Here is a 26183-nt window from a genome sequence, read left to right on the forward strand (position 1 = left end):
TGAGATCAGGAGACCGTGAGAAGGGGTGGACGCATCACCGCCCGTATGGACGTTTGGGGACGTCTGAGCTACCGTCAAAACGTCCCTAGCCGTCCGAGTGAAGGGCACGTCATGGCGAACGAGCGGCTGCGCGCGGCGATTTCAGCGAAGGGCGAGACGATCCAGTCCGTTGCCGAGCACGTCGGAGTGGACCCCAAGAGCGTCGAGCGGTGGATTACCACCGGCCGCACTCCGCACCGCGGGCACCGCTGGAAGGCGGCGAGCTTCCTCGGGGTCGACGAGGTCTACCTCTGGCCGTCCGTGGAGAAGCAGGCGGAAAAGGCCAGCACGTCCGAGCTGATCACGTACTACCCGCACCGTGGCGCGGTGCCCGCCCCTCTCTGGTCATCCCTGATCGAGAAGGCGACGGACCAGGTCGACATCCTCGTGTACGCCGGACTCTTCCTCTTCGACAGCAATCCGGACCTGCCCGACCAGCTGGCCGAGAAGGCGAAGGCCGGCGCCCAGGTCCGCATCCTGCTCGGCGATCCCGACTCCGAAGCGGTCCGTCAGCGCGGCGAAGAGGAGGGCATCGGTGGTGACCTGGCCGCGCGTGCCCGGATCACCCGGCGCTACCTCGAGCCCGCCATGTCGACGCCCGGCGTCGAAGTTCGACTGCACGACACGATCCTCTACAACTCGATCTACCGGTTCGACGAGGACGTTCTCGTGAACCCGCACGTCCTCGGAGCTCCCGCCGGCCAGAACCCGGTGATGCACTTCCGGTACCTCCCCGGAGCGCGGACCTTCCGGCACTACATGCGGAGCTTCGACTATGCATGGGAGCGGGGCCGGGAGGCGTAACAGGCCCCGGACGTGCAACGCTGAACACATGGCCCGTGTCGACTACTTCAACGATCCCAACGCCCCGAAGGCGAACAGCCTCGTCCCCTCCGTGACCGCCGTTGCACGCAACGAGGCTGGAGAGATCTTGCTGATCCACAAGACCGACAACGACCTCTGGGCCTTGCCCGGTGGCGGCGTCGATCTGGGCGAGTCGGCCCCGGACGCAGCCGTGCGCGAGACGAAGGAAGAGACCGGCTTCAACGTGGAGGTGACCGGCCTCGTCGGCATCTACACCAACCCAGGCCACGTCATGGCGTACGACGACGGCGAGGTCCGCCAGCAGTTCTCCATCTGCTTCCAGGCTCGCATCACCGGCGGCGAGCTGCGGACGAGCAGCGAGAGCAAGGAAGTGGCATTCGTCGACCCGAGCAAGCTGGACGAGCTGAACATCCACCCGTCGATGCGCATGCGGATCGAGCACGGCCTGTCTGACCGGGCGGAGCCCTACATCGGCTGATGCGCCATGCGGTCGCGAGTCCGCTCGACAGCGCCCCGGAGATACGGCCGTGCCTTGCTGATCGCGTTGTGAACCTCGCTGCCGGGCTCGTAACGGACCAAGATCTCGTCGATCCGGGTGTCGAAGTCGAAGGACTGCCCGGCGGGGCCGGTTGTCATGTCAGCGAAGATCAGGGCGTCCAGGACCGGGGAGTCTTCTCGCTCATAGACGGCCAGCTCTGCCGAGAGCCCGCGTTGCTCCGCTTCGTACACGGCTCCGGAGTGGTGAGCGACCAGCCGCACCAGGCGCGCCGGCGCACCCAGCGATTCGAGGTGCCGAGCACCATCGAGGGGATGGAAGCCGGTGTCACGCAGCTCGGGGGCGTAGCCGATGTCATGCAGCCACGCGGCAGCGACGAGGAGATCCCGGTCCGCCTCGGACACAGCCGCGGAAGCCTCGCGCGCCCGACCGGCCACGGCCTGAGTGTGCAGCCAGCGGTTCCCGAGCGGAGGAAGCAGGGACTCGGCGAGTTCGGCCGCTCCCTGGGGCGTGTCCAGTACAGAAGGCATGCATGGAACGTTAGCCGAGGCGAGCAGAGAGCCGACAGGCCACGATCGGGGCGGTTGCTGATCATGGGTGCGGTAAGACTTTCCCTACTTCATCAAGGCCCGCGCACGGCGCGGGCGCGCGCCGCCTCTGCGGCGCGGCCTGCCTCCTGTCTTCGCCCCGGCTGGCCGCGCCCGGCGGCGCGCTCGGCGGCTGCGGGCATGAAGGGGGAGACACCCTCTGTGGCTGGGGCGGTCGGTTCCACGGCTTTAGGCAGCCACTTTGGGGCGAGCCTCTAAGATCATGGCCCCAACGTCGTGCTTCAACGGGCAGGTCCACAGACTGCCCGACTCGCCATCAGCTTACGGGGCCAAGATCACTCGCCCCAAAGCAGCTCCAGCCCAAAGCCGCTCCACCGACCTTCGAATGTCGCTCCGCAGGAGGTGAAGTCCCCTCCCCTTTGCCCCATCCGCGGGCGTTCACATGAGGTGAGACAGAGAGGCCTTAACGAAAACCTCAGCGACGACTGGGTCAGAAATCTTGGCTTCAAGCTCAGAGGTACCCGGCGGTAGAGGCTGGAAGAAATACTTGTCTCGTCCCGGGGGCGTATCCTTGAGAACAGTCTCGATCTTTTCCCACCCAGGCAGCTCAGCATCGGATATATTCTCCGGCAGCATATAGGCGTGAAGACCAATTCGGACGGGATTGAACTGCAGCTTCATGGAGCAAAACTCATCGCTCCGAAGGACAAGGCTCAGCTCCTCATACGGGGTGAGTAGCGATGTAGTCGCTCTGAGGAACCACCAAACAACTTCGCAGTAGTCCTCGCACTCCTCTTTGCCAGGAGGTTCTGCCCCATCATGTTCAACAGCATTGCGCAGACGATTCATGCGCTGCAACATCCGCCGACGGATTACGCCCCAACTTTCAAGGACAGCCAACCACCCCCCGGCCTTTGATTGCGGATACTGCCGCAGCCCATAGATCTTGTCCAGATGCTCTAAGCGCGTCTGCATCGCCCTCTTGAGCGCCAGAATTCCATCAATTCGGTCATACTTGACGGAATGATTGGATAGCCGGTATTCCGCATGAGCAAAAGAGGCGTCCGCGCGGCGCTTAAGCGCAAGGCTCCCTGGATCCAATCCATATTGCGAGGAGCCATCGATGAAGCTTTCATCGAAGTCCACCGAAAGCCAATAGGTCTTAATTCCAGTCGTCACACCATCATGCTAGTGACGTTCGCGATTCGAAGCATCCACTTATTGAGGTTTCGGTTCCTCAGCTTGCCAGCACCGTCTCATCGTTCGCGTCCGAGGCACCCGCTAGCGGTCGCCGTGTCACAACTGGCTATCTCATCGACGAGCGCCCTCCCGGGCCGCCTCAGGGCCGTGGAAGGGCGCTCAACGTTGACCAACGTCGACAGTTACCGACGGCTCAGCCGCAGGTCAGGGCGTTGATCGATAAGGCGGCCGCAGGTCACGGCCACCGATGATCAGTTGTGGCTGTGCAGCACCTCGTTCAGCCCGCCCCACACCGCGTTGTTCGGGCGGGCCTCCACCGTGCCGGTGACCGAGTTGCGGCGGAAGAGGATGTGGGAGGCGCCGGAGAGTTCGCGGGCCTTGACGACCTGCCCGTCGGGCATGGTGACCAGGGTGCCGGCGGTGACGTAGAGGCCGGCCTCGACCACGCACTCGTCACCGAGGGCGATGCCCACGCCCGCCTCCGCGCCGATCAGGCACCGCTCGCCGACGGAGATGCGGACGTTGCCGCCGCCCGACAGGGTGCCCATCGTGGACGCGCCGCCGCCGATGTCGGAGCCGTCGCCGATGACGACGCCCGCCGAGATCCGGCCCTCGACCATCGACGTGCCGAGCGTGCCGGCGTTGAAGTTGACGAAGCCCTCGTGCATCACGGTGGTGCCCTCGGCGAGGTGCGCGCCGAGGCGGACGCGGTCGGCGTCCGCGATGCGCACGCCCTTGGGGGCCACGTAGTCCGTCATGCGCGGGAACTTGTCGACGGAGGTCACCTGGAGGTGCAGGCCCTCCGCACGGGCATTGAGCCTCACCTTCTCCAGGTCGTCCACGGCGACCGGCCCCAGCGAGGTCCAGGCGACGTTGGCGAGGTGGGCGAAGATGCCGTCCAGGTTCTGGCCGTGCGGCTTCACCAGGCGGTGGGAGAGCAGGTGCAGGCGCAGGTAGACGTCGTGCGCGTCGACCGGCTTGGCGTCCAGCGAGGAGATGACCGTGCGGACCGCGACGACCTCGACGCCCCGGCGCGGGTCCGGGCCGGCCGCGGCGGTGGCACCGCCGCCCAGCAGCTTCGCCGCCTGCTCGGCGGAGAGGCGCTCGGTGCCGGACGGGCCCGGCTCGGCGGCGAGCTCGGGGGCCGGGAACCAGGTGTCGAGGACGGTGCCGTCGGCGGCGAGGGTGGCGAGGCCGGCGGCCACTGCGCCGGTGGTGCTCTGAGCAGTCGTGTCGGTCATGAGGGCAACCTAACCGGCCGGTGGCGCCGGACGCGAACCGGTGCCGCCCGCATCTCGCGTGCCGGTCCCATGACCCCGGTCAGGTGCCCCGCAGGAGCCGCCCCAGCACCTCGCGGGCGTACTCCTCGTCGTACGGCGTGCCCGTCAGCAGGACCTGGAGGGAGATGCCGTCCATCAGCGCGACCAGGGCCCGCGCGGTCACCGGGTCCGTGCGGCGGGACAGCACGGCGGCCGTGTCCTCGCACCACTCCGCCGCGACCGGGCGGAGCGCGGGGCGCCGCAGCGCGGCCAGATACAGCTCGTACTCCAGCTCCACGCCGGTCCGCTCGCCGCCCAGCCACTCGCCCATCAGCGCCGCCAGCTCGGCCGCCAGGTCGGTCCGCGGGTCCTCCAGGCCGCCGCGTGAGGCGATCACCTTGGCGAAGCCCTCGTTGGCCTGGCGCAGGGCGGCCACCATCAGTTCGTCGAGGGTCGCGAAGTGGTACGTGGTGGAGCCGAGCGGCACGTCCGCCTCGCGGGCGACGCTGCGGTGGGTGAGCCCGGCGATGCCGCTGCGGCCGACCACCCGGATCGCCGCGTCGATGATCCGCTGTCGCCGCTCGGGGTCGTGCCGCCGGGCCATCAGTGCGCACCGCCCGTGTTCAGCACCACCACGCCCACGATGATCAGCGCGATGCCGGCGGCCCTGGCCGCGGTGAACGCCTCGCCGAGGAACAGGACGCCGATCGTCGCGATGGCGGCGGTGCCCACCCCGGACCAGATGGCGTAGGCCGTGCCGATGGAGAGGGTGCGCAGCGTCTGCGCGAGCAGGGCGAAGGAGACGACGTACCCGAGAACGGTCAGCAGGGAGGGCCACAGCCTGCTGAAGCCGTCGCTGTACTTCATGGCGGTGGTGGCGCACACCTCGGCCGCGATGGCGCCGGCCAGCAGCAGGTATCCCATGTGTACAAGCGTACACAACGGCGGCCGGCCCCACGGAAAACGGCGACGCCCGAAGGCGTCGCCGTTCCACGTGTCGTGCTGCCGTGCGTCTCAGACGTTGAAGCCCAGCGCCCGCAGCTGCTCACGGCCGTCGTCCGTGATCTTGTCCGGGCCCCACGGCGGCATCCAGACCCAGTTGATCCGCAACTCGCTGACCAGGCCGTCCGTGGCGGACTTCGCCTGGTCCTCGATGACGTCGGTCAGCGGGCAGGCCGCCGAGGTCAGCGTCATGTCGACGGTCGCCACGTTGGAGTCGTCGACGTGGATGCCGTAGATCAGGCCGAGGTTGACGACGTCGATGCCCAGCTCGGGGTCGACGACGTCCATCAGGGCCTCACGGAGCTCCTCCTCCGAGGCCGGCTTCATCTCCACGGTCTCGCTCATGCCGTAGTCCTTTCGGCGTCGGCGCCCAGCGCCTGGGCCGTCGCGTCCTTCCACGCCATCCAGCTCAGGAGGGCGCACTTGACCCGCGCGGGGTACTTGGAGACGCCGGCGAACGCCACCGCGTCCTCCAGCACCTCCTCCATCGCGTCGTCGGGCTCGATCCTCCCCTTGGACTGCATCAGCTCCAGGAAGGTCCCCTGGATCTTCTGCGCCTCGGCGAGATCCTTGCCGACCAGCAGGTCGTTCAGCACGGACGCGGACGCCTGGCTGATGGAACAGCCCTGTCCCTCGTAGCTGACGTCGCTGATGGTCGTGCCGTCGTACTTCACGCGCAACGTGATCTCGTCACCGCACGTCGGGTTGACGTGATGCACCTCGGCGTCGCCGTCCCGGAGGCCCCGCCCGTGCGGGTTCTTGTAGTGGTCCAGGATGACGTCCTGGTACATGGAGTCCAGCTTCACGCCTCAGCCCCTCATCCGAAGAAGTTCCGTACGTGCTCCAGACCGTCGACCAGTGCGTCGATGTCCGCCGGCGTGGAGTACAGATAGAACGACGCCCGCGTGGTCGCGGGAATTCCGTACCGCAGGCAGACGGGGCGGGCGCAGTGGTGTCCGACCCGGACCGCGATGCCCTGCTCGTCGAGGACCTGGCCCACGTCGTGCGGGTGGATGTCCCCGAGGGTGAAGGAGATCGCGGCGCCGCGGTCCTCGGCCGTGGCCGGACCGATGATGCGCAGGTCCGGCACCGAGAGGAGACGCTCGACGGCGTACTCGGTGATGGCGTGCTCGTGCGCGAGAATCCTGTCCATGCCGATGGCCGACAGGTAGTCGATCGCCGCGCCGAGCCCGACCGCCTGGGCGATCGGCGGGGTGCCCGCCTCGAACTTGTGCGGGGCCGGGGCGTACGTCGACGAGCTCATCGACACGGTCTCGATCATCTCGCCGCCGCCGAGGAACGGAGGCAGGTCCTCCAGCAGCTCCTGGCGGCCCCACAGGACGCCGATGCCGGTCGGGCCGCACATCTTGTGGCCCGTGAAGGCCACGAAGTCGGCCTGGAGGGCCTGGACGTCCAGCGGCATGTGCGGCGCGGCCTGGGACGCGTCGACGCACACCAGGGCGCCGACCTCCTGGGCGCGGCGCACGATGGCCTCGACCGGGTTGACCGTGCCCAGGATGTTGGACACCAGCACGAAGGAGACGATCTTCGTCTTCTCGGTGATGACCTCGTCGATGTTCGACAGGTCGAGCCGGCCGTCGTCGGTGAGGCCGAACCACTTCAGCTTCGCGCCCGTGCGCTGCGCGAGCAGCTGCCACGGCACGATGTTGGAGTGGTGCTCCATCTCCGTGATGACGATCTCGGTCTCGTGGTCCACCCGGTAGGGCTCGTCGGCCCAGCCGAGCATGTTGGCCACGAGGTTGAGCGACTCGGAGGCGTTCTTGGTGAAGATCACCTCGTCGCGCGAGGGCGCGTTGACGAAGTCCGCGACCTTGTCGCGCGCGCCCTCGTACAGCGCCGTGGCCTCCTCGGCGAGCACATGCACACCGCGATGGACGTTGGCGTTGTAGCGCTCGTAGTACTCGCTCAGGGCGTCCAGCACCTGGCGCGGCTTCTGGCTGGTCGCCGCGTTGTCCAGGTACACGAGCTTGCGCCCGTCGTGGACCTGTCGGTCCAGGATGGGGAAGTCCTTGCGGATCGCCTCGGTGTCGAGGAGGCCCGGCAGCTGTGTCACGCGGATACGCCACCCTTCGTGTATGCCTCGTACCCCTCGGCCTCCAGCTTGTCGGCGAGCTCGGGGCCGCCGGACTCGACGATGCGGCCGCCGGCGAACACGTGGACGTGGTCGGGCTTGATGTAGCGCAGGATGCGCGTGTAGTGCGTGATCAGCAGGGTGCCGACCTCGCCGGACTCGCGGACGCGGTTGACGCCCTCGGAGACGACGCGCAGGGCGTCGACGTCCAGGCCGGAGTCGGTCTCGTCGAGGATCGCGACCTTCGGCTTGAGCAGCTCGAGCTGAAGGATCTCGTGGCGCTTCTTCTCACCGCCGGAGAAGCCCTCGTTGACGTTGCGCTCGGCGAAGGCGGGGTCCATGTTGAGGCGCTCCATGGCCTCCTTGACCTCCTTCACCCAGGTGCGCAGCTTGGGGGCCTCGCCGCGGACGGCGGTGGCGGAGGTGCGCAGGAAGTTGGAGACGGAGACGCCGGGGACCTCGACCGGGTACTGCATGGCGAGGAACAGGCCGGCGCGGGCCCGCTCGTCGACGGACATCTCCAGGACGTCCTCACCGTCGAGGGTGACGGTGCCGCCGGAGACGGTGTACTTGGGGTGACCGGCGAGCGCGTACGCGAGGGTCGACTTGCCCGAGCCGTTGGGGCCCATGATGGCGTGCGTCTCGCCCTGCTTCACGGTGAGGTCGACGCCCTTGAGGATCTCCTTCGTGGCGTTGTCGGCCTCGACGGTGACGTGCAGGTCTCGGATTTCAAGCGTTGCCATGGGTGCCTCAGGACTCCTGGGTGAGGGAGACGAGCACGTCGTCCCCTTCGATCTTTACGGGGTATACGGGGACGGGGCGCGTCGCCGGGAGGGCGTCGGGCTTGCCGGAACGGAGGTCGAAACGCGAGCCGTGCAGCCAGCACTCGATGTGGCAGTCGTCCACCTCGCCCTCCGACAGGGACACGTTCGCGTGCGAGCAGATGTCGTTGATCGCGAACACCTCGCCCTCGGTGCGCACGACGGAGACCGGCGTGCCGTCGAGTTCCACCCGCTTCGGGGTGTCCTCCTCCAGCTCGCCCAGTCCACAGACGCGTACGAAGGTCATGCGACCGCGGCCTCCAGCTCCTCCTCGATCTTGGCGATCAGGCGCTCCTCGATGTCGGGGACGCCGATCTGCTGGACGAGCTCGGCGAAGAAGCCCCGGACCACCAGGCGCCGGGCGTCCTTCTCGGGGATGCCGCGGGCCATCAGGTAGAAGAGCTGCTCGTCGTCGAAGCGGCCGGTCGCGGAGGCGTGGCCGGCGCCGACGATCTCGCCGGTCTCGATCTCCAGGTTCGGCACCGAGTCGACCCGCGCGCCGTCGGTGAGGACGAGGTTGCGGTTCATCTCGTAGGTGTCGGTGCCCTCGGCCTTGGCCTCGATGAGCACGTCGCCGATCCACACGGCGTGCGCGTCGTCGCCCTGCAGCGCGCCCTTGTAGACGACGTTGGACGTGCAGTGCGGGACGTTGTGGTCGACCAGGAGGCGGTGCTCCTGGTGCTGGCCGGCGTCGGTGAGGTACAGGCCGAACAGCTCGGCCTCGCCGCCGGGACCCGCGTAGGTGACGCGCGGGTGGAGGCGGACCAGGTCGCCGCCGAAGGTCACGACGACGGACTTGAAGGAGGCGTCGCGGCCGACGAGCGCGTTGTGCTGGGCGACGTGCACGGCCTTGTCGTCCCAGTCCTGGACGGACACCACGGTGAGCTTGGCGCCGTCGCCGAGGACGTACTCGACGTTGGCGGCGAGCACCGCGTCGCCGGTGTGGTCGATGACCACGAGGGCCTCGGCGAAGGCGCCGAGCTCGATCACCTGGTGACCGAAGGCGGTGCCGCCCTCGCCGTGCACGGCGATGCGGATCGGCTCGGTGAGGACGGTCTCCTTGGGCACGGTCACGACCGACGCCTGGGTGAAGGCCGAGTACGCCTGGGCGGCGACGCGGTCCACCGGGGCTCCGGTGCGGCCGAGCCGGGCGTCGTCACGGCCGACGGTCTCGACGGTGACGCCCTCGGGGGCCCCGACGGCGATCTTGACGCCCGCGTCGGTGGCGGCGGCGGTGCCGTCGTGCAGTCCGCGCAGCCGCTCCAGCGGGGTGAACCGCCACTCCTCCTCACGGCCGTGGGGGACGGGGAAGTCCGCCACGTCGAAGGACGGGGGCGCGCTCATGCGCGTGGCGACGGTCGACTCGGCGGCGACCGCGATCGAACCGGCGGTGGTGGAACCCACCGGGATGTTCTGAGCCTCAGCCATGGCTGTCGTAGTGCTCGCTTTCCGTTGCGTATGGGGCCTGACGGGAGACGGCGGCGGTGATCAGCCGACCGCGCCTTCCATCTGGAGCTCGATCAGCCGGTTGAGCTCGAGCGCGTACTCCATCGGCAGTTCCTTGGCGATCGGCTCGACGAAGCCGCGCACGATCATGGCCATCGCCTCGTCCTCGGACAGGCCGCGGCTCATCAGGTAGAAGAGCTGGTCCTCGGAGACCTTGGAGACGGTCGCCTCGTGGCCCATGGACACGTCGTCCTCGCGGACGTCCACGTAGGGGTAGGTGTCCGAACGGGAGATGGTGTCCACCAGCAGCGCGTCGCACAGCACGTTGGACTTGGAGCCCGGGGCGCCCTCGCCGATCTCGATGAGACCGCGGTAGGAGGTCCGGCCGCCGCCGCGCGCCACCGACTTGGAGACGATATTCGACGAGGTGTTCGGGGCCATGTGGACCATCTTGGCGCCGGCGTCCTGGTGCTGGCCCTCGCCCGCGAAGGCGATGGACAGGGTCTCGCCCTTGGCGTGCTCGCCCATCAGGTAGACGGCCGGGTACTTCATCGTCACCTTGGAGCCGATGTTGCCGTCGACCCACTCCATGGTGGCGCCCTCGTAGGCGACGGCGCGCTTGGTGACCAGGTTGTAGACGTTGTTCGACCAGTTCTGGATGGTCGTGTAGCGGCAGCGGGCGTTCTTCTTGACGATGATCTCGACGACCGCGGAGTGCAGCGAGTCCGACTTGTAGATCGGCGCGGTGCAGCCCTCGACGTAGTGCACGTAGGCGCCCTCGTCGACGATGATCAGGGTCCGCTCGAACTGGCCCATGTTCTCGGTGTTGATCCGGAAGTAGGCCTGGAGCGGGATCTCCACGTGCACGCCCGGGGGCACGTAGATGAAGGAGCCGCCGGACCACACGGCGGTGTTCAGCGCGGCGAACTTGTTGTCACCGGCCGGGATGACCGTGCCGAAGTACTCCTTGAAGAGCTCCGGGTGCTCCTTCAGGGCGGTGTCGGTGTCCAGGAAGATGACACCCTGCTCCTCCAGGTCCTCGCGGATCTGGTGGTAGACGACCTCCGACTCGTACTGGGCGGCGACACCGGCGACGAGGCGCTTCTTCTCGGCCTCGGGGATGCCCAGCTTGTCGTAGGTGTTCTTGATGTCCTCGGGGAGGTCCTCCCAGGACTGCGCCTGCTTCTCCGTGGACCGCACGAAGTACTTGATGTTGTCGAAGTCGATGCCGGAGAGGTCGGAACCCCAGTTCGGCATGGGCTTCTTCTCGAACAGGCGCAGGCCCTTGAGGCGGAGCTTGGTCATCCACTCCGGCTCGTCCTTCTTCGAGGAGATGTCCCGGACGACTTCCTCGTTCAGGCCGCGGCGCGCCGACGCACCAGCCTCGTCACGGTCGGCCCAGCCGTATTCGTAGGTGCCCAGACCCTCCAGCTCGGGGTGGGCAGTCTCCGTGGGGAGAGTCATGCGGGGTTCCTCCCGGACGTGCTTGCGGATGCGTTGTGGGAAATCTTGGGGATGAACGTCGTGCAGACGCCGTCGCCGTGGGCGATCGTCGCCAGCCGCTGTACATGCGTACCGAGAAGCTCGGCGAAAAATTCCGTCTCGGCCTCGCACAGCTGCGGGAACTGCTCGGCGGCGTGGGCGACCGGGCAGTGGTGCTGGCAGAGCTGCTCACCCCGCTGGGGGTGGGGCGCGCTGCGCGCGGTCGCAGCGTACCCGTCCTCGCTCAGCGCCTTGGCCAGGGCCTCCGTGCGCTTCTCCGGCGGTACGGACTCGACGGCCTTGCGGTACGCGCCCGCCTGGGCGGCGATGCGGGCCCGGGCGAACGCGGCGATCGCCTCGCTGCCGCCCTCCCGCTCGCCGATCCAGCGCAGCGCGTCCACCGCGAGCTTGTCGTAGGACTGGTCGAAGGCGTCCCGGCCGCAGTCGGTCAGGGCGAACACCTTGGCAGGACGTCCGCGCGAGCGCGCGCCGTAGACGCGCCGGTCACGGGCCTCCACGACGTTGTCCGCGGTCAGGGCGTCGAGGTGGCGGCGCACGGCCGCCTGGGTCAGCTTCAGCCGCCCGGCCAGTTCGGCGACGGTCGACGGGCCGTGGTCCAGGATGGAGCGGGCGACGCGGTTGCGGGTGGACCGCTCACCGGTTGCCAGATCCTCGTGGGACGTCTCGCCAACGTTTTTCACAACGCCATTGTTGCGTAATTCGCCGGAGCCGGGCAAGCCGCGCCCGGACGGCCCGAAGTGCCTTGCATCACTTAGGCATACCTAATCTGACCTGCGCAAACGATCTCTGATCGATCGGACCGGGGACGGGCCGCAGCACCCGGCGGGCGCCGCCCGCACCCCCTCCGACCGGCCCACTCACCGCTCCGGATCACATTCCGGGGGGCCGCGCAAGAGCGCCTTTCCCGTCCGGGCTGCTTCCCGCACCCCCCGGCCGGACCCCCCCGCCGTCTCCCTAGACTCATGACCCATGCGAAGTGAGCCCGTGGTCCAGGTGCAGGCCCTGGTGAAGCGGTACGGCACGAAGACCGCGGTGGACGGCCTCGACCTGGCGGCCCGGCACGGCGTGACCGCCGTGCTCGGCCCCAACGGAGCGGGCAAGACGACCACGGTCGAGATCTGCGAGGGGTACCGGCGGCCGGACTCCGGCACGGTGCGCGTCCTGGGTCTCGACCCGGTCCGCGAGTCGGCGGCGCTGCGGCCCCGCGTCGGCGTGATGCTCCAGTCCGGCGGCGTGTACGCGGGGGCGCGGGCGGACGAGATGCTGCGGCACGTGGCGAAGCTGCACGCGCGCCCGCTGGACGTGGACGCGCTGATCGAGCGCCTGGGCCTCGGGTCCTGCGGCCGGACCGCGTACCGGCGGCTGTCCGGCGGGCAGCAGCAGCGGCTCGCGCTGGCGATGGCCGTGGTGGGCCGCCCGGAACTGGTGTTCCTGGACGAACCGACCGCCGGCCTCGACCCGCAGGCCCGCCACGCCACCTGGGACCTGGTGCGGGACCTGCGCGCCGACGGCGTCTCCGTCGTCCTCACCACGCACTACATGGACGAGGCCGAGCAGCTCGCCGACGACGTGGCGATCATCGACGCCGGCCGGGTCGTCGCCCAGGGCTCCCCCGAGGAGCTGTGCCGGGGCGGCGCCGAGAACACCCTGCGCTTCACCGGGCGGCCCGGACTGGACGTGGCCTCCCTGCTGAAGGCGCTGCCCGCCGACGCCTCGGCCGCCGAGGTGACGCCGGGCTCGTACCGGGTCGTCGGCAAGGTCGACCCGCAACTGCTCGCCACGGTGACGTCCTGGTGCGCGCAGCACGGCGTGCTGCCGGACCGCATCTCGGTGGAGCGCCACACCCTGGAAGACGTGTTTCTGGAGCTGACCGGCAAGGAGCTGCGTTCGTGACGGCCACCGGGACCTACTCACCGCAGCCGGGCGCGGCGCCGCTGGCGCGCATGATCGCCGCGCAGGCCGTGCTCGAGACGAAGATGCTGCTGCGCAACGGCGAACAGCTGCTGCTCACCGTGATCATCCCCACCGTGCTGCTGGTGCTGTTCAGCACCGTGGACGTGGTGGACACCGGCGACGGCGCGGCGGTGGACTTCCTCGCGCCCGGCGTCCTCGCGCTCGCGGTGATGTCGACGGCGTTCACCGGGCAGGCCATCGCGACCGGCTTCGAGCGCCGCTACGGCGTGCTGAAGCGGCTGGCCGCCTCCCCGTTGCCGCGCTGGGGGCTGATGACCGCCAAGACGCTGTCGGTGCTGGTCACCGAGGTGCTCCAGGTGGTGCTGGTGACGGTGATCGCGCTGATGCTCGGCTGGGACCCGCGGGGCGGCGTCCTCGCGGTGGTCGCGCTGCTGGCCCTGGGCACGGCCGCCTTCTCCGGACTCGGGCTGCTGATGGCCGGCACGCTCAAGGCGGAGGCCACGCTCGCCGCCGCCAACCTGGTCTTCCTGCTGCTGCTCGTCGGCGGCGGGGTGGTCGTGCCGCTGGACCGGTTCCCCGAGGCGGCGCAGGACGTGCTCGGCCTGCTGCCCATCGCCGCGCTGTCCGAGGGCCTGCGGGACGTGCTGCAGCACGGCGCCGGGACGCCCTGGGACGGCCTGGGGATCCTCGCCGCGTGGGCGGTCGCGGGGCTCGCGGCCGCCGGCGCGTTCTTCCGCTGGGAGTAGGGGCGTGACGACCGGGACCGACCCTCGTGAAAGCGTGCACAAGCGGCCGCCTACGATGGGACGCGTGCCAAACGTGACCCGCGCCGACGCCCCGACGCTGCTGCGCAACCCGCTCGCCTTCGTCGCCGCCCGCTGGACCCCGGACCCCCGGACCGTCCGGCGCGCGGCCCTCACCGCGCTCGTGATGTCGGTGGTCATCGTGGTCACCGGCGGCGCGGTCCGGCTCACCGGCTCCGGCCTGGGCTGCCCGACCTGGCCCAAGTGCACCGAGGACTCGCTCACCACCACCCGCGAGATGGGTCTGCACGGGATCATCGAGTTCGGCAACCGCCTGCTGACGTACGTGCTCTGTGCCGCCGTCGGCTGGGCGATCGTCGCCGCGCGCTCGCAGAAGCCGTACCGGCGCGGCCTCACCCGGCTGGGCTGGGCGCAGTTCTGGATCGTCATGGGCAACGCGGTGCTCGGCGGCATCGTGGTGCTGGTCGGCCTGAACCCGTACACGGTCGCGGCGCACTTCCTGCTGTCCTCGGCGCTGATCGCGGTCGCGACGGTGATGTGGCAGCGCACCCGCGAGGGCGACGCCGCGCCGCGGCCGCTGGCCGGCAGGGCCGTGGTGCAGTTGGTGTGGTTCCTGGTGGCCGTGTCCGTGCTGCTGATCGCGGTCGGCACGGTGGTCACCGGCGCGGGCCCGCACGCGGGCGACTCCAGCGACGTCCCGCGGATGCCGGTCGACTGGGAGGCGGTCACCAAGCTGCACGCCGTGCTGGCGTGGATCGTGGTGACGCTGGCCTTCGCGCTGTGGTTCGTCCTCAAGGCGGTGGACGCGCCGAGCGGCCCGCTGGCCCGCACCCGTGAGCTGTTCCTGATCCTGCTGGCGCAGGGCGTGATCGGCTATGTGCAGTACTTCACCGACCTGCCCGAGGTCCTGGTGGGCGCGCACATGCTCGGTTCCTGCGTGATGTGGATCTGGGTGCTGCGCGTCCTGCTGTCCCTGCGCGAACGCCCGGAGGAGACGGCCCCGGCGGCCGCGCCCGTGCCGGTTCAGGAACCGGCCACCAGCCCGTCGATCGCCGGCCCCAGGTAGCCGCGGACCAGCTCGGCGCGCCGTTGGATCCACGCCTCGCCGGTGGCCGCCGTCCCGCCGTGGCGGCGCGCCCGGATGTCCGCGACGACCTCCTCGGGAGCGCCCAGTCCCGGCAGCACCTCCAGCGCCTCCCGCTTGGAGATCAGACGGCCCTCCCGGACGGTGACGGTGGCGCGCGCGAAGGTCACCATGCCCAGGTCGACCCAGACGTCCCGGGTCCAGAGGCCGGTCCGGTCCACCTGCGGCCGCCAGTAGTCGCGCTGGTCGCGCACCACGTACGCGGCGAGTTCACCGTCCGGCACCGGAGGCAGGACGTCCGCGGGCGGCGCCCCGCGCAGCACCCGGCCGAAGGTGTGCAGCTCCGTCCGGGTGACCGGGGTGACGGTGCGCCGGAACAGCCGCTCGTGCGCCCACGTGAGGTGGCGCCGCTCCGCCCCCGCGGCGGTTCCGGGGGTGAGATACGTGCAGTGGAGCCCGTCCGCGAGCGGTTCGCCGCGCAGCCGGGCGTGCAGGACGGCGATCCGCCACACCGTGCGCGGGCCGATCGGGGGCGGCAGGACCGCGATCAGGTCCAGGTCGCTGCGGCCCTCGAGGTAGTCGCCCGCGGCCAGTGAGCCGTGCGCCCACACGGCGACCGGGGACAGGGGCGCGAGTCCGGCCAGGAAGCGGCCGAGCAGGGCGTCGGTCTGCTGCATCCGCCCAGTCTCCGCCCCGGAGCTCCCCCGGGCGGCCTTTTCCGGTCAGGTCAGGCCGTACACCCGTGCCGCGTTGCCCGAGGCGATCATCGTGGCGACGCGCCGGGCGTCGTCCAGGGACCAGGCGCCCTCGGAGACCCAGCCGCCGAGGACCCGGGTGAGGGCCTCGCGGAACAGGCGGGCGCCGACCACGTGCAGCTCGGGCAGACCGCGGGCGCCGCTGGAGAAGAGGATCTTGCCGAAGGGGGCCAGCTCCAGCACCTCCGCGAGGACGGTGGCCGCGCGGGCGCCGGTGCGGATCAGGGCGGCGCCGCAGTCGGCGTAGACGTGCGGGAAGACGCCCGCGAGGTGGGCGGCGCGCCGGTGGTACGGGTAGCCGTGCAGCAGCACCAGGTCGGTGCCGAGTCCGGCGGTGGCCCGGACGAAGTCGGTCAGCAGCACCGGGCCGGTGCGGCCGACGCGCGCGCCCGGTCCGCCGAGCCCGGCGTGCAGCTGGAGCGGCAGTCCTGAGGCGACCGCGGTCCACAGCAGGTGGCGCAGCAGCACCGGGTCGGTCAGCCGGTCCCCGGCGCCCCGCGCGGCCAGCCAGCGTCCGGCCGCGCCGCGCACCTGCCCCGCCCCGGGCGGCTCGGGGGCGAGCGCGAGGCCGTGCCGCAGTCCGGCGACGGAGGTGAAGGCGACCGCGTGCGCGGCGGCGCCGTGCACGGACTCGGCGAGGTTGGCGAGGAAGGACGCGACGGTGCCGGAGGTGTCGGCGACCTGTTCGGCGAGCTGCTCCAGGCGGACGATCTCGTGCGCCTCGGCCTGGCCGGCGCGGGCCAGCTCGGCGGGGCCGGTGAGGTCGCCGGGCAGGCCGGTGTCGACGAGGTAGGCGATGATGCCGCTGCCCCGCAGCAGCCGGCGGCCCGCCTCGGCCGTGCCCAGCTCACGGCGGCGGGCGAGGTACCGGGAGGGCGGGCAGTGCGGCTCCAGGCCCAGCAGCGGCGGGCACCAGCGGCGCACCGCGAAGCCGGTCTGGGTGTCGAAGAGGGTGGTGCCGGGGGCCGGTGGTCCCTCGGTGCGGGCCAGCTGGGCCTCGAACGTGCCGAGGCCCAGCTCCGTGCGCAGTACGCCGTGGCAGTACTGGTCCACGAGGGATGGCGGGTCGATCATCTCCGGGCTCTCCCCGTGTGGACGCTGTCGCTGCCTACAGGTCCTAACGGGTGAACCGGTGAAGAGGTGCTGCCCCGGGGGCGGTCAGTCGTTGGAGGGGCCGCCGACCTGGATGCCCGCCATACGGCTCCACTCGTACGGGCCGGTCCTCACCTTGGCGGCGAACTCGCCGTCGAACTCCTCGTGGACGGTGATGCCCGCCTTCTCGAGGGCCAGCCGCGCGCTCTCCATGGAGGGGGCGTGGAGGTCCCCCCAGGCGCCGTCCCCGCCGACGAGGACGATCCGGGCGCCGCGCTGCCCGAGGTACGACACCTGCCCCTCGGCACCGCCGTGCTCCTTGGCGAAGCCGCCGATCCGCTTGGCGAGCCGGGCCGCCTTCTGCCCGTCCTTCGGGTCCACCTGCTGCGTGTCTGCCATGACCAGGATGCTACCGACGGGTAGATCAAACGGCGACGGGCGGGGTCCGTGGCCTTGGCCACGTGCCCCGCCCGTCGGCGTGCCGGAGGTGTCTCAGCGCAGGAACGGGTCCACCGCGATGGCGACGAACAGCAGCGAGACGTAGGTGATGGACCAGTGGAACAGCCGCATCTCCTTGAGCTTGGCGCCCGTCACCTCGGCCTTGGCGCGGTTCAGCAGCGCGTGCGCCTCCCACAGCCACCAGCCGCCGGCCGCCAGGGCGACCGCGGTGTAGAACCAGCCGGTGTATCCCATCGGGGTGAGCAGCAGCGACACGCCGACCATCACCCAGCTGTAGAGGACGATCTGCCGGGCGACCGCCTTGTTGCCGGCGACGACCGGCAGCATCGGCACGCCCACGCGCGCGTAGTCCTCCTTCACCTTCATGGACAGCGGCCAGTAGTGCGGCGGCGTCCAGAAGAAGATGACGAGGAAGAGGACGACCGGGGCCCAGGACATCGAGTTGGTGACCGCGGACCAGCCGATCAGCACCGGCATGCAGCCGGCGATGCCGCCCCACACGATGTTCTGCGCCGTGCGCCGCTTGAGGATCATCGTGTAGACGACCACGTAGAAGAGGAGCGCGCCGAGGGAGAGCCAGGCGGACAGCCAGTTGACGGTGAGGCCGAACAGCAGCGTGGAGGCGACCGCCAGGGTGATGCCGAAGACCAGGGCCTCGCGCGGGCTGACCATGCCGGTCACCAGCGGGCGCTGCGCGGTGCGGTCCATCAGCGCGTCGATGTCGCGGTCGATGTACATGTTGAGCGCGTTGGCGCCGCCGGCCGACAGGTAGCCGCCGACACAGGTCAGCAGCACGAGCGTCAGGTCGGGCACGCCCTGCTGCGCCAGGAACATCACCGGGACGGTGGTGATGAGCAGCAGTTCGATGATCCGCGGCTTGGTGAGAGCCACGAAAGCCATCACACGGGCCCGGAACGGCCGATGCGCAGGGCTCTGACTCGTCCCCAAAACCCCCGCCGGGCGGGATTCAACGGCCGTCACGCACACCCCTACAGAGACATCCCAGCGAGCCTTCCCTGTGAGCTGGCGGTAAGGGCTCGCGCGTACCACGCCACTCTAGACGTTGCCCAGACCCCGGCATTCGCGGGGGTCCGGTCGTGTTGGCGAAACCCCTCCGAGGTGCGCCCTCCGGCTCGATTGAGCACGCGGATGAGCGGCTCCGTATTCATCTGCCGGATGCGGAAAATTCCCGGTCAGGAGGCGGGTCCCAGGGAGTGCCCGCACTCTGGAACGACCCGGGGGAAGGCACGTCCTCCGGGGGTAGGCTCGACCTCGCCGGTGGGTGAACACCGGCATCCGACATGTGGAGAGGAGCCCTGACTCAGGGTGAGCATCAAGCCGACCACCACAGACCTCGAGTGGACCGAGTGGGACCAGCGGGCCGTCGACACCGCCCGCGTCCTGGCCGCCGATGCCGTACAGAAGGTCGGCAACGGCCATCCGGGTACGGCGATGAGCCTGGCGCCTGCCGCGTACACCCTCTTCCAGAAGGTGATGCGGCACGACCCGGCGGACGCCGACTGGGTCGGGCGAGACCGCTTCGTGCTGTCCGCCGGCCACTCGTCCCTGACCCTCTACACCCAGCTCTACCTGGCCGGCTTCGGCCTGGAGCTGGACGACCTGAAGTCCTTCCGCACCTGGGGCTCGAAGACCCCGGGCCACCCGGAGTACGGCCACACCACGGGCGTGGAGACCACGACCGGCCCGCTCGGCCAGGGTGTCGCCAACGCGGTGGGCATGGCGATGGCCGCCCGTTACGAGCGTGGTCTGTTCGACCCGGAGGCCCCCGCCGGGGAGTCGCCGTTCGACCACTACGTCTACTGCATCGCCGGTGACGGCTGTCTCCAGGAGGGCATCTCCGCCGAGGCGTCCTCGCTGGCCGGCCACCAGAGGCTCGGCAACCTGATCCTGCTGTGGGACGACAACCACATCTCGATCGAGGGCGACACCGAGACGGCCGTCTCCGAGGACACGGTCAAGCGGTACGAGGCGTACGGCTGGCACGTGCAGCGCGTGGCGCCGAAGCCGGACGGCGACCTGGACCCGCACGCGATCTACGACGCGATCCAGGAGGCCAAGAAGGTCACCGACCGGCCGTCCTTCATCGCGATGCGCTCGATCATCGCCTGGCCCGCCCCGAACGCGCAGAACACCGAGGCCGCGCACGGCTCGGCGCTCGGCGACGACGAGGTCGCGGCCACCAAGCGCGTCCTCGGCTTCGACCCGGAGAAGACCTTCGAGGTCGCCGACGAGGTCATCGCGCACACCCGCAAGGCGCTGGAGCGCGGCCGGGCCGCGCGTGCCGACTGGGAGAAGTCCTTCCAGCAGTGGCGGGACGGCAACCCCGAGCGCGCCGCCGAGTACGACCGGATCGCCGCCGGCGAACTGCCCAAGGGCTGGCAGGACGCGCTGCCGGTGTTCGAGCCCGGCAAGGGCATCGCCACCCGCGCCGCCTCCGGCAAGGTGCTGCAGGCGCTCGGCGCGGTGATCCCGGAGCTGTGGGGCGGCTCGGCCGACCTGGCCGGCTCCAACAACACGACGATCGACAAGACGTCGTCGTTCCTCCCCGCCGGCAACCCGCTGCCCGAGGCGGACCCCTACGGCCGCACGATCCACTTCGGCATCCGCGAGCACGCCATGGCCGCGGAGATGAACGGCATCGCGCTGCACGGCAACACCCGCATCTACGCCGGCACCTTCCTGGTGTTCTCGGACTACATGCGCAACGCCGTCCGCCTGTCGGCGCTGATGCACCTGCCGGTGACGTACGTGTGGACGCACGACTCCATCGGTCTCGGCGAGGACGGCCCGACCCACCAGCCGGTCGAGCACCTCGCGTCGCTGCGCGCCATCCCGGGCCTGAACGTGGTCCGCCCGGCGGACGCGAACGAGACCGCGATCGCCTGGCGCGAGATCCTGAAGCGCTGGACCAAGGAGTTCGGCAAGGGCGCCCCGCACGGTCTGGCGCTGACCCGCCAGGGCGTGCCGACGTACGAGCCCAACGAGGACGCGGCCCGCGGCGGCTACGTGATGTTCGAGGCCGAGGGCGGCGAGCCCGAGGTCATCCTCATCGCCACCGGTTCCGAGGTGCACGTCGCCGTCGAGGCGCGGGAGCGGCTGCAGGCCGACGGCGTGCCGACGCGCGTGGTGTCCATGCCGTCCGTGGAGTGGTTCGAGGAGCAGGACCAGGGGTACCGGGACAGCGTCCTGCCGCCGTCCGTGAAGGCGCGCGTGGCCGTCGAGGCGGGGATCGGCCTCACCTGGCACAAGTACGTGGGCGACGCCGGCCGCATCGTCTCGCTGGAGCACTTCGGTGCCTCGGCCGACGGCAAGGTGCTGTTCCAGGAGTACGGCTTCACCGCCGACAACGTGGCCGCCGTCGCGCGGGAATCGATCGCCGCCGCCCGGCGCTGACGCTCATATACGACACGTAGGAGAGGGAATTTCCATGACAGACGCACTGAAGCGCCTTTCCGACGAAGGCGTCGCGATCTGGCTGGACGACCTGTCGCGCAAGCGGATCACCTCGGGCAACCTCGCCGAGCTGATCGACCAGCAGCACGTCGTGGGCGTCACCACCAACCCGACGATCTTCCAGAAGGCGATCTCCGAGGGCGACGGCTACGACACGCAGCTCACCGACCTCGCGGCCCGGAAGGTGACCGTCGAGGAGGCCGTCCGGATGATCACCACGGCGGACGTCCGCGACGCCGCCGACATCCTGCGCCCGGTCTTCGACGCCACCGACGGCCAGGACGGCCGGGTGTCCATCGAGGTGGACCCGCGTGTGGCGCACGACACCCGTGCGACGGTCGCCGAGGCCAAGCAGCTCGCCTGGCTGGTGGACCGGCCGAACACCCTGATCAAGATCCCGGCGACCGAGGCGGGCATCCCGGCCATCACCGAGGTCATCGGCCTGGGCATCAGCGTCAACGTCACGCTGATCTTCTCCCTGGAGCGCTACCGCAAGGTGATGGACGCGTTCGTGGCGGGCCTGGAGAAGGCCAAGTCCCGCGGCCTGGACCTGTCGGAGATTCACTCCGTGGCGTCCTTCTTCGTGTCCCGCGTGGACACCGAGATCGACAAGCGGATCGACGCGCTCGGCACCGACGAGGCCAAGGCGCTGCGCGGCAAGGCCGCCATCGCCAACGCGCGCCTGGCCTACCAGGCGTACGAGGAGGTCTTCTCCACCGAGCGCTGGGCCGCACTGGAGCGCGAGGGCGCCAACAAGCAGCGTCCGCTGTGGGCGTCCACCGGTGTGAAGGACAAGGCGTACAAGGCGACCATGTACGTCGACGAGCTGGTGGCGCCGAACACGGTGAACACCATGCCGGAGGCGACGCTGTTCGCCACCGAGGAGCAGGGTGACATCCGGGGCGACACGGTCTCCGGCACCTACGAGCAGGCGCGCGCCGATCTGGACGCGATCGAGCGGCTCGGCATCTCCTACGACGAGGTGGTGCGGCTTCTGGAGGACGAGGGCATCGACAAGTTCGAGGCGTCCTGGAACGACCTGCTGAAGTCGACCGAGGCGGAGCTCCAGCGCCTCGCCCCCTCGGAGGGCTGAGATCTTGTCGAGCAGCAATCCGCTGCGTGACCCCGCTGACCGACGGCTCCCGCGTATCGCGGGGCCGTCGGGCCTGGTCATCTTCGGCGTCACGGGCGACCTGTCACGCAAGAAGCTGATGCCGGCCGTGTACGACCTCGCCAACCGGGGGCTGCTGCCGCCGGGCTTCTCACTGGTGGGCTTCGCCCGCCGGGAGTGGGAGGACGAGGACTTCGCGCAGGAGGTGCACGACGCGGTCAAGGAGCACGCGCGGACCCCCTTCCGCGAGGAGGTCTGGCAGCAGCTCGTCCAGGGCATGCGGTTCGTGCAGGGCACCTTCGACGACGACGAGTCCTTCGAGCGGCTGCGCGGCACGATCGAGGAACTGGACAAGGCGCAGGGCACGGGCGGCAACTTCGCCTTCTACCTGTCGGTGCCGCCGCGGTCCTTCCCCGTGGTCATCCAGCAGCTGAAGAAGCACGGGCTGGCGGACCAGACGGACGGTTCCTGGCGGCGCGCGGTCATCGAGAAGCCGTTCGGGCACGACCTGAGGTCGGCGGAGGAACTGAACGCCATCGTCCACGAGGTGTTCGCCCCGGAGCAGGTCTTCCGGATCGACCACTACCTGGGCAAGGAGACCGTCCAGAACATCCTGGCGCTGCGCTTCGCCAACCAGATGTTCGAACCGATCTGGAACCGGTCCTTCGTGGACCACGTGCAGATCACCATGGCCGAGGACATCGGCATCGGCGGCCGGGCCGGCTACTACGACGGCATCGGCGCCGCCCGCGACGTCATCCAGAACCACCTCCTCCAGCTGCTCGCGCTGACCGCGATGGAGGAGCCCGCCTCCTTCGACGCGGACGCGCTGGCCGCGGAGAAGACCAAGGTGCTCGGCGCCGTGCGGCTGCCGGGGGACCTGGGCCGGGACACCGTGCGCGCGCAGTACGCGGCCGGCTGGCAGGGCGGCGCGAAGATCATCGGTTATCTGGAGGAGGAGGGCATCGACCCGTCCTCCAAGACGGACACCTACGCGGCGATCAAGCTGGGCATCGACAACCGCCGCTGGGCGGGCGTCCCCTTCTACCTGCGCACCGGCAAGCGGCTGGGCCGCCGGGTCACCGAGATCGCGGTGGTCTTCCAGCGGGCGCCGCACTCCCCCTTCGACACCACGGCCACCGAGGAGCTCGGCCAGAACGCCATCGTGATCCGCGTCCAGCCGGACGAGGGCGTCACGGTGCGGTTCGGCTCGAAGGTGCCGGGCACGTCGATGGAGATCCGGGACGTGTCGATGGACTTCGCCTACGGCGAGTCGTTCACCGAGTCCAGCCCGGAGGCGTACGAACGGCTGATTCTCGACGTCCTGCTCGGCGACTCCAACCTCTTCCCGCGCACGGAGGAGGTCGAGCTGTCCTGGAAGATCCTCGACCCGATCGAGGAGTACTGGGACGCCCACGGCAAGCCGGCCCAGTACCAGGCCGGCACCTGGGGACCCGCCGAGGCGGACGACATGCTCGAACGAGACGGACGGAGCTGGCGCCGGCCATGAAGACAGACCTCACGGACACCACGGCCAGCAAGATCAACAAGGCGCTGGTGAAGGCCCGGCGGGCCATCGGCACGCCGGCCGTCGGCATGGTGCTGACCCTGGTCATCGTGACGGACGAGGAGAACGCCTACGACGCGCTGAAGGCGGCCGGCGACGCCTCGCGCGAGCACCCCTCGCGCACGCTGGTCGTCATCAAGCGCGTCTCCCGTTCGCCGCGGGACCGCACGCAGTCGCGGCTGGACGCCGAGGTGCGGGTCGGCGCGGACGCCGGCACCGGCGAGACGGTGGTGCTCCGGCTGTACGGCGAGGTCGTCGACCACGCCCAGTCGGTGGTGCTGCCGCTGCTGCTGCCGGACGCCCCGGTGGTGGTGTGGTGGCCGGTCAACGCGCCGCTGGACCCGGCGAACGACCCGCTGGGCGCGCTGGCCCAGCGCCGGGTGACCGACACCTACGCCTGCGAGCAGCCGGTGAAGGAGCTGGCCGCCCGCGCCGACGCCTACACCCCGGGCGACACGGACCTGTCGTGGACCCGCATCACGCCGTGGCGTTCGATGCTGGCCGCCGCGCTGGACCAGGTCGCCTGCGAGGTGCAGGGCGTCGAGGTGGAGGGCGAGGAGTTCAACCCGAGCTGCGAGCTGCTGGCGATGTGGCTCGCGGACCGGCTGGACGTCCCCGTCCGGCGCACCCGCTCCGCGGGCCCGGGTCTCACGGCGGTCCGCATGGACACCGACTGCGGCCCGATCGTGCTGGACCGCGCCGACGGCTCGCTGGCGACGCTGGCCATCCAGGGCCAGCCGAAGCGCGCGGTGGCGCTGAAGCGCCGGGACACCGCCGAGCTGATCGCGGAGGAACTGCGCCGGCTGGACCCGGACGACACCTACGCGTCCGCCCTGCGCTACGGCGTGGAGCGGCTGAAGCAGGGGGACGGCGGTGACGCGCCGGCCAAAGGAGAAGGGGAGGCCGGGCGACGGGAGAGCGGAGAACGGGAAGCCGTCCCCGCTCCCGTCGAGTCGGTCGCGAAGGGTCCCGCGGCCGAAGCGACGGCGGAGGCGCCGGTGAAGAGGGCGGCGGCGAAGTGAGTACGACACCCCAGCTGGTCGTGCACCGGGACAAGGAGCTGATGGCGCAGGCCGCGGCGGCCCGGCTGATCACCAGGATCGTGGACGCGCAGTCCTCCCGGGGCGGGGCGTCGGTCGTGCTGACCGGCGGCCGCAACGGCAACGGCCTGCTGGCCGCGCTGGCCGCCGCCCCGGCCCGGGACGCGATCGACTGGTCGCGTCTGGACCTGTGGTGGGGCGACGAGCGGTTCCTGCCCGAGGGCGACCCGGACCGCAATGTCACCCAGGCCCGGGAGGCGCTGCTGGACGCGGTGCCGCTGGACCCGAAGCGCGTGCACGCCATGCCCGCGTCGGACGGTCCGCACAGCTCGGACGTGGAGGCGGCGGCCGCCGCCTACGCAGAGGAGCTGGCCGCGGCGGCGGGGCCGGAGGACCACGGCCCGGTGCCGGCCTTCGACGTCCTGATGCTGGGCGTGGGCCCGGACACCCATGTGGCGTCCCTGTTCCCCGAACTGCCCGCGGTCCGCGAGACGGAGCGCACGGTCGTCGGCGTCCACGGCGCTCCCAAGCCCCCGCCGACCCGGGTCACCCTCACCCTGCCCGCGATCCGCGCGGCCCGCGAGGTGTGGCTCCTGGCCGCGGGCGAGGACAAGGCGGAGGCCGCCGCCCTCGCCCTCTCGGGCGCAGGCGAGATCCAGGCCCCCGCAGCGGGCGCGTACGGCCGCTCCCGCACCCTGTGGCTCCTGGACGCGGCGGCGGCGTCCCAGCTCCCGAGGTCGCTGTACCCGCCGGCGACGCCGTAGCCGGCCCGTCCGGCGCTTGAGGACGAGGCCCTGAGGGGACGGGCGCGGCCCCCAGGAACGGGAAGGAGGGGCGGAGGGGCGAACACCCCTCCGCCCTTCCAGGGCTGCCGCCGGCGCACCGGCTGATCGGCACCCGGGGCAGGTCGAGCGGCATCGGCGCGGGGATCGCCCCGCCGCCCTCCCCCGCGCTGCTGGTGCTGTGCGGGGAGCGGACGGCCGCCCCCCGCACCCGGTGTCAGCGTCCGCGCAGCTCCCGGTAGGCGGCGACCAGGGCCTTGGTGGACGGGTCGAGGCCGGGGACGTCGGCGCCCTCGGTGAGCGCGGGCTCCACGCGCTTGGCGAGCACCTTGCCGAGTTCGACGCCCCACTGGTCGAAGGAGTCGATGTTCCAGATGGCGCCCTGCACGAACACCTTGTGCTCGTAGAGGGCGACGAGCTGGCCCAGCACCGAGGGGGTCAGCGCGGTGGCCAGGATCGTCGTGGTGGGGTGGTCGCCCCGGAAGGTCTTGTGCGGGACCAGGTCCTCGGGCACGCCCTCGGCGCGCACCTCGTCCGGGGTCTTGCCGAAGGCCAGCGCCTGCGTCTGGGCGAAGAAGTTGGCCATCAGCAGGTCGTGCTGGGCGGCGAGCCGGTCGCTCAGCTCCTCCACGGGCTCGGCGAAGCCGATGAAGTCGGCGGGGATCAGCTTGGTGCCCTGATGGATCAACTGGTAGTAGGCGTGCTGCCCGTTGGTGCCCGGCGTGCCCCACACCACGGGGCCGGTCTGCCAGTCGACCTCGCGTCCGTCCCGGCCGACGTACTTGCCGTTGGACTCCATGTCGAGCTGCTGGAGGTAGGCGGTGAACTTCGACAGGTAGTGCGAGTACGGCAGCACCGCGTGCGACTGCGCGTCGTGGAAGTTGTTGTACCAGACCCCCAGCAGACCGAG

At 70.3% G+C, this 26183-nt stretch carries 27 protein-coding genes and 1 pseudogene; 10 read left to right on the forward strand and 18 right to left on the reverse strand.

What is annotated here, in order from left to right; translation table 11 throughout:
- Positions 1 to 111 precede the first annotated feature (111 nt).
- Positions 112 to 843 carry an XRE family transcriptional regulator gene (locus tag ACIQ8B_RS23900; RefSeq protein ID WP_030767829.1) on the forward strand — a complete coding sequence of 244 codons (732 nt, stop codon included), beginning with the start codon at positions 112 to 114 and terminating at the stop codon, positions 841 to 843.
- Between the two features lie 28 nt (positions 844 to 871).
- Complete coding sequence (locus ACIQ8B_RS23905; RefSeq protein ID WP_403549439.1) at positions 872 to 1342, forward strand: NUDIX hydrolase; 471 nt, start codon at positions 872 to 874, stop codon at positions 1340 to 1342.
- Here the strand turns inward: ACIQ8B_RS23905 and ACIQ8B_RS23910 are convergent.
- The 13 genes from ACIQ8B_RS23910 to ACIQ8B_RS23970 all read right to left on the reverse strand — a co-directional run bounded on the left by ACIQ8B_RS23910 (position 1330) and on the right by ACIQ8B_RS23970 (position 11911).
- Positions 1330 to 1890, reverse strand: a complete 561-nt coding sequence (locus tag ACIQ8B_RS23910) for an HD domain-containing protein (protein ID WP_403549441.1) — start codon at positions 1888 to 1890, stop codon at positions 1330 to 1332. The two genes, ACIQ8B_RS23905 and ACIQ8B_RS23910, sit on opposite strands and share 13 nt — an antisense overlap.
- A gap of 456 nt (positions 1891 to 2346) precedes the next feature.
- The gene (locus ACIQ8B_RS23915) at positions 2347 to 3087 is read right to left on the reverse strand and encodes a hypothetical protein (RefSeq protein ID WP_403549443.1); all 741 of its coding nucleotides are present in this window, start codon (positions 3085 to 3087) and stop codon (positions 2347 to 2349) included.
- 272 nt (positions 3088 to 3359) lie between these two features.
- Complete coding sequence (dapD, locus tag ACIQ8B_RS23920) at positions 3360 to 4349, reverse strand: 2,3,4,5-tetrahydropyridine-2,6-dicarboxylate N-succinyltransferase (RefSeq protein ID WP_290007896.1); 990 nt, start codon at positions 4347 to 4349, stop codon at positions 3360 to 3362.
- Between the two features lie 79 nt (positions 4350 to 4428).
- Complete coding sequence (locus ACIQ8B_RS23925) at positions 4429 to 4971, reverse strand: TetR/AcrR family transcriptional regulator (protein ID WP_403549445.1); 543 nt, start codon at positions 4969 to 4971, stop codon at positions 4429 to 4431.
- On the reverse strand, positions 4971 to 5291 hold the full coding sequence (locus ACIQ8B_RS23930) for a multidrug efflux SMR transporter (protein ID WP_290007898.1): 321 nt from the start codon (positions 5289 to 5291) through the stop codon (positions 4971 to 4973). Before ACIQ8B_RS23930 ends, ACIQ8B_RS23925 begins: the two co-directional genes overlap by 1 nt.
- A gap of 90 nt (positions 5292 to 5381) precedes the next feature.
- Positions 5382 to 5714: a metal-sulfur cluster assembly factor gene (locus ACIQ8B_RS23935; RefSeq protein WP_004989638.1), complete on the reverse strand. Its 333-nt coding sequence runs from the start codon at positions 5712 to 5714 to the stop codon at positions 5382 to 5384.
- Positions 5711 to 6175, reverse strand: a complete 465-nt coding sequence (sufU, locus tag ACIQ8B_RS23940; RefSeq protein ID WP_031019827.1) for a Fe-S cluster assembly sulfur transfer protein SufU — start codon at positions 6173 to 6175, stop codon at positions 5711 to 5713. The genes ACIQ8B_RS23935 and sufU overlap by 4 nt, the downstream gene beginning before the upstream one ends.
- An 11-nt stretch (positions 6176 to 6186) precedes the next feature.
- Positions 6187 to 7443, reverse strand: a complete 1257-nt coding sequence (locus ACIQ8B_RS23945) for a cysteine desulfurase (RefSeq protein ID WP_403549448.1) — start codon at positions 7441 to 7443, stop codon at positions 6187 to 6189.
- Positions 7440 to 8204, reverse strand: a complete 765-nt coding sequence (gene sufC, locus ACIQ8B_RS23950; RefSeq protein ID WP_106414775.1) for a Fe-S cluster assembly ATPase SufC — start codon at positions 8202 to 8204, stop codon at positions 7440 to 7442. The genes ACIQ8B_RS23945 and sufC overlap by 4 nt, the downstream gene beginning before the upstream one ends.
- Before the next feature lie 7 nt (positions 8205 to 8211).
- Positions 8212 to 8529, reverse strand: coding sequence for a non-heme iron oxygenase ferredoxin subunit (locus ACIQ8B_RS23955; protein WP_024887259.1), 318 nt, complete (start codon positions 8527 to 8529; stop codon positions 8212 to 8214).
- Positions 8526 to 9710: a Fe-S cluster assembly protein SufD gene (gene sufD, locus ACIQ8B_RS23960; protein WP_403549450.1), complete on the reverse strand. Its 1185-nt coding sequence runs from the start codon at positions 9708 to 9710 to the stop codon at positions 8526 to 8528. Before sufD ends, ACIQ8B_RS23955 begins: the two co-directional genes overlap by 4 nt.
- Positions 9711 to 9770: 60 nt before the next feature.
- On the reverse strand, positions 9771 to 11192 hold the full coding sequence (gene sufB, locus ACIQ8B_RS23965) for a Fe-S cluster assembly protein SufB (RefSeq protein WP_106414773.1): 1422 nt from the start codon (positions 11190 to 11192) through the stop codon (positions 9771 to 9773).
- Positions 11189 to 11911: a metalloregulator ArsR/SmtB family transcription factor gene (locus tag ACIQ8B_RS23970; RefSeq protein ID WP_106414772.1), complete on the reverse strand. Its 723-nt coding sequence runs from the start codon at positions 11909 to 11911 to the stop codon at positions 11189 to 11191. Before ACIQ8B_RS23970 ends, sufB begins: the two co-directional genes overlap by 4 nt.
- 289 nt (positions 11912 to 12200) lie before the next feature.
- Here ACIQ8B_RS23970 and ACIQ8B_RS23975 point away from each other — a divergent pair, with 289 nt between their 5' ends.
- Genes ACIQ8B_RS23975 through ACIQ8B_RS23985 form a run of 3 tightly spaced genes read left to right on the forward strand, consistent with a single transcriptional unit; the run spans position 12201 to position 14975 of the window.
- Positions 12201 to 13124 (forward strand): ABC transporter ATP-binding protein, encoded by a 924-nt coding sequence (locus tag ACIQ8B_RS23975; RefSeq protein ID WP_106414771.1) that lies wholly within the window; start codon positions 12201 to 12203, stop codon positions 13122 to 13124.
- The gene (locus tag ACIQ8B_RS23980; protein WP_403549453.1) at positions 13121 to 13891 is read left to right on the forward strand and encodes an ABC transporter permease; all 771 of its coding nucleotides are present in this window, start codon (positions 13121 to 13123) and stop codon (positions 13889 to 13891) included. Before ACIQ8B_RS23975 ends, ACIQ8B_RS23980 begins: the two co-directional genes overlap by 4 nt.
- Before the next feature lie 55 nt (positions 13892 to 13946).
- Complete coding sequence (locus ACIQ8B_RS23985) at positions 13947 to 14975, forward strand: heme A synthase (RefSeq protein ID WP_290007924.1); 1029 nt, start codon at positions 13947 to 13949, stop codon at positions 14973 to 14975.
- Here ACIQ8B_RS23985 and ACIQ8B_RS23990 read toward each other — a convergent pair.
- From ACIQ8B_RS23990 to ACIQ8B_RS24005, 4 genes are all read right to left on the reverse strand, one after another.
- Positions 14933 to 15670, reverse strand: a complete 738-nt coding sequence (locus ACIQ8B_RS23990; RefSeq protein ID WP_403549456.1) for a nucleotidyltransferase domain-containing protein — start codon at positions 15668 to 15670, stop codon at positions 14933 to 14935. The genes ACIQ8B_RS23985 and ACIQ8B_RS23990 overlap by 43 nt on opposite strands.
- A 45-nt stretch (positions 15671 to 15715) precedes the next feature.
- Positions 15716 to 16822: an amidohydrolase family protein gene (locus tag ACIQ8B_RS23995; RefSeq protein ID WP_403549458.1), complete on the reverse strand. Its 1107-nt coding sequence runs from the start codon at positions 16820 to 16822 to the stop codon at positions 15716 to 15718.
- An 84-nt stretch (positions 16823 to 16906) separates the two neighbouring features.
- A complete protein-coding gene (locus ACIQ8B_RS24000; RefSeq protein WP_290007932.1) occupies positions 16907 to 17239 on the reverse strand; it encodes a hypothetical protein in 333 nt (110 codons plus the stop codon).
- A gap of 93 nt (positions 17240 to 17332) precedes the next feature.
- The gene (locus tag ACIQ8B_RS24005; protein ID WP_198602585.1) at positions 17333 to 18286 is read right to left on the reverse strand and encodes a heme o synthase; all 954 of its coding nucleotides are present in this window, start codon (positions 18284 to 18286) and stop codon (positions 17333 to 17335) included.
- A gap of 339 nt (positions 18287 to 18625) precedes the next feature.
- Here ACIQ8B_RS24005 and tkt point away from each other — a divergent pair, with 339 nt between their 5' ends.
- The 5 genes from tkt to pgl are packed head-to-tail and all read left to right on the forward strand — an operon-like array spanning position 18626 to position 25255.
- Positions 18626 to 20713 (forward strand): transketolase, encoded by a 2088-nt coding sequence (gene tkt, locus ACIQ8B_RS24010; protein ID WP_403549461.1) that lies wholly within the window; start codon positions 18626 to 18628, stop codon positions 20711 to 20713.
- Between the two features lie 34 nt (positions 20714 to 20747).
- Positions 20748 to 21866: a transaldolase gene (gene tal / locus ACIQ8B_RS24015; protein ID WP_403549463.1), complete on the forward strand. Its 1119-nt coding sequence runs from the start codon at positions 20748 to 20750 to the stop codon at positions 21864 to 21866.
- Between the two features lie 4 nt (positions 21867 to 21870).
- On the forward strand, positions 21871 to 23394 hold the full coding sequence (gene zwf / locus ACIQ8B_RS24020; protein ID WP_403549465.1) for a glucose-6-phosphate dehydrogenase: 1524 nt from the start codon (positions 21871 to 21873) through the stop codon (positions 23392 to 23394).
- The gene (gene opcA / locus ACIQ8B_RS24025) at positions 23391 to 24473 is read left to right on the forward strand and encodes a glucose-6-phosphate dehydrogenase assembly protein OpcA (RefSeq protein ID WP_106414762.1); all 1083 of its coding nucleotides are present in this window, start codon (positions 23391 to 23393) and stop codon (positions 24471 to 24473) included. The genes zwf and opcA overlap by 4 nt, the downstream gene beginning before the upstream one ends.
- Positions 24470 to 25255, forward strand: a complete 786-nt coding sequence (gene pgl / locus ACIQ8B_RS24030; RefSeq protein WP_403549467.1) for a 6-phosphogluconolactonase — start codon at positions 24470 to 24472, stop codon at positions 25253 to 25255. Before opcA ends, pgl begins: the two co-directional genes overlap by 4 nt.
- Before the next feature lie 235 nt (positions 25256 to 25490).
- On the opposite strand, the pseudogene ACIQ8B_RS24035 reads toward pgl, so the two are convergent.
- A pseudogene (locus tag ACIQ8B_RS24035) lies at positions 25491 to 26183 on the reverse strand (glucose-6-phosphate isomerase); the annotation flags it as partial.

This window comes from Streptomyces sp. NPDC096105, from assembly GCF_044763335.1.
Lineage (GTDB): Bacteria > Actinomycetota > Actinomycetes > Streptomycetales > Streptomycetaceae > Streptomyces.

Coding starts and splice junctions, on each gene's coding strand:
- ACIQ8B_RS23900 (WP_030767829.1), top strand. CDS start 112: ATGGCGAACGAGCGGCTGCGCGCGGCGATTTCAGCGAAGGGCGAGACG.
- ACIQ8B_RS23905 (WP_403549439.1), top strand. CDS start 872: ATGGCCCGTGTCGACTACTTCAACGATCCCAACGCCCCGAAGGCGAAC.
- ACIQ8B_RS23910 (WP_403549441.1), bottom strand. CDS start 1,890: ATGCCTTCTGTACTGGACACGCCCCAGGGAGCGGCCGAACTCGCCGAG.
- dapD (WP_290007896.1), bottom strand. CDS start 4,349: ATGACCGACACGACTGCTCAGAGCACCACCGGCGCAGTGGCCGCCGGC.
- ACIQ8B_RS23925 (WP_403549445.1), bottom strand. CDS start 4,971: ATGGCCCGGCGGCACGACCCCGAGCGGCGACAGCGGATCATCGACGCG.
- ACIQ8B_RS23930 (WP_290007898.1), bottom strand. CDS start 5,291: ATGGGATACCTGCTGCTGGCCGGCGCCATCGCGGCCGAGGTGTGCGCC.
- ACIQ8B_RS23935 (WP_004989638.1), bottom strand. CDS start 5,714: ATGAGCGAGACCGTGGAGATGAAGCCGGCCTCGGAGGAGGAGCTCCGT.
- sufC (WP_106414775.1), bottom strand. CDS start 8,204: ATGGCAACGCTTGAAATCCGAGACCTGCACGTCACCGTCGAGGCCGAC.
- ACIQ8B_RS23955 (WP_024887259.1), bottom strand. CDS start 8,529: ATGACCTTCGTACGCGTCTGTGGACTGGGCGAGCTGGAGGAGGACACC.
- sufD (WP_403549450.1), bottom strand. CDS start 9,710: ATGGCTGAGGCTCAGAACATCCCGGTGGGTTCCACCACCGCCGGTTCG.
- sufB (WP_106414773.1), bottom strand. CDS start 11,192: ATGACTCTCCCCACGGAGACTGCCCACCCCGAGCTGGAGGGTCTGGGC.
- ACIQ8B_RS23975 (WP_106414771.1), top strand. CDS start 12,201: ATGCGAAGTGAGCCCGTGGTCCAGGTGCAGGCCCTGGTGAAGCGGTAC.
- ACIQ8B_RS23985 (WP_290007924.1), top strand. CDS start 13,947: ATGGGACGCGTGCCAAACGTGACCCGCGCCGACGCCCCGACGCTGCTG.
- ACIQ8B_RS23990 (WP_403549456.1), bottom strand. CDS start 15,670: ATGCAGCAGACCGACGCCCTGCTCGGCCGCTTCCTGGCCGGACTCGCG.
- ACIQ8B_RS23995 (WP_403549458.1), bottom strand. CDS start 16,822: ATGATCGACCCGCCATCCCTCGTGGACCAGTACTGCCACGGCGTACTG.
- ACIQ8B_RS24000 (WP_290007932.1), bottom strand. CDS start 17,239: ATGGCAGACACGCAGCAGGTGGACCCGAAGGACGGGCAGAAGGCGGCC.
- tal (WP_403549463.1), top strand. CDS start 20,748: ATGACAGACGCACTGAAGCGCCTTTCCGACGAAGGCGTCGCGATCTGG.
- opcA (WP_106414762.1), top strand. CDS start 23,391: ATGAAGACAGACCTCACGGACACCACGGCCAGCAAGATCAACAAGGCG.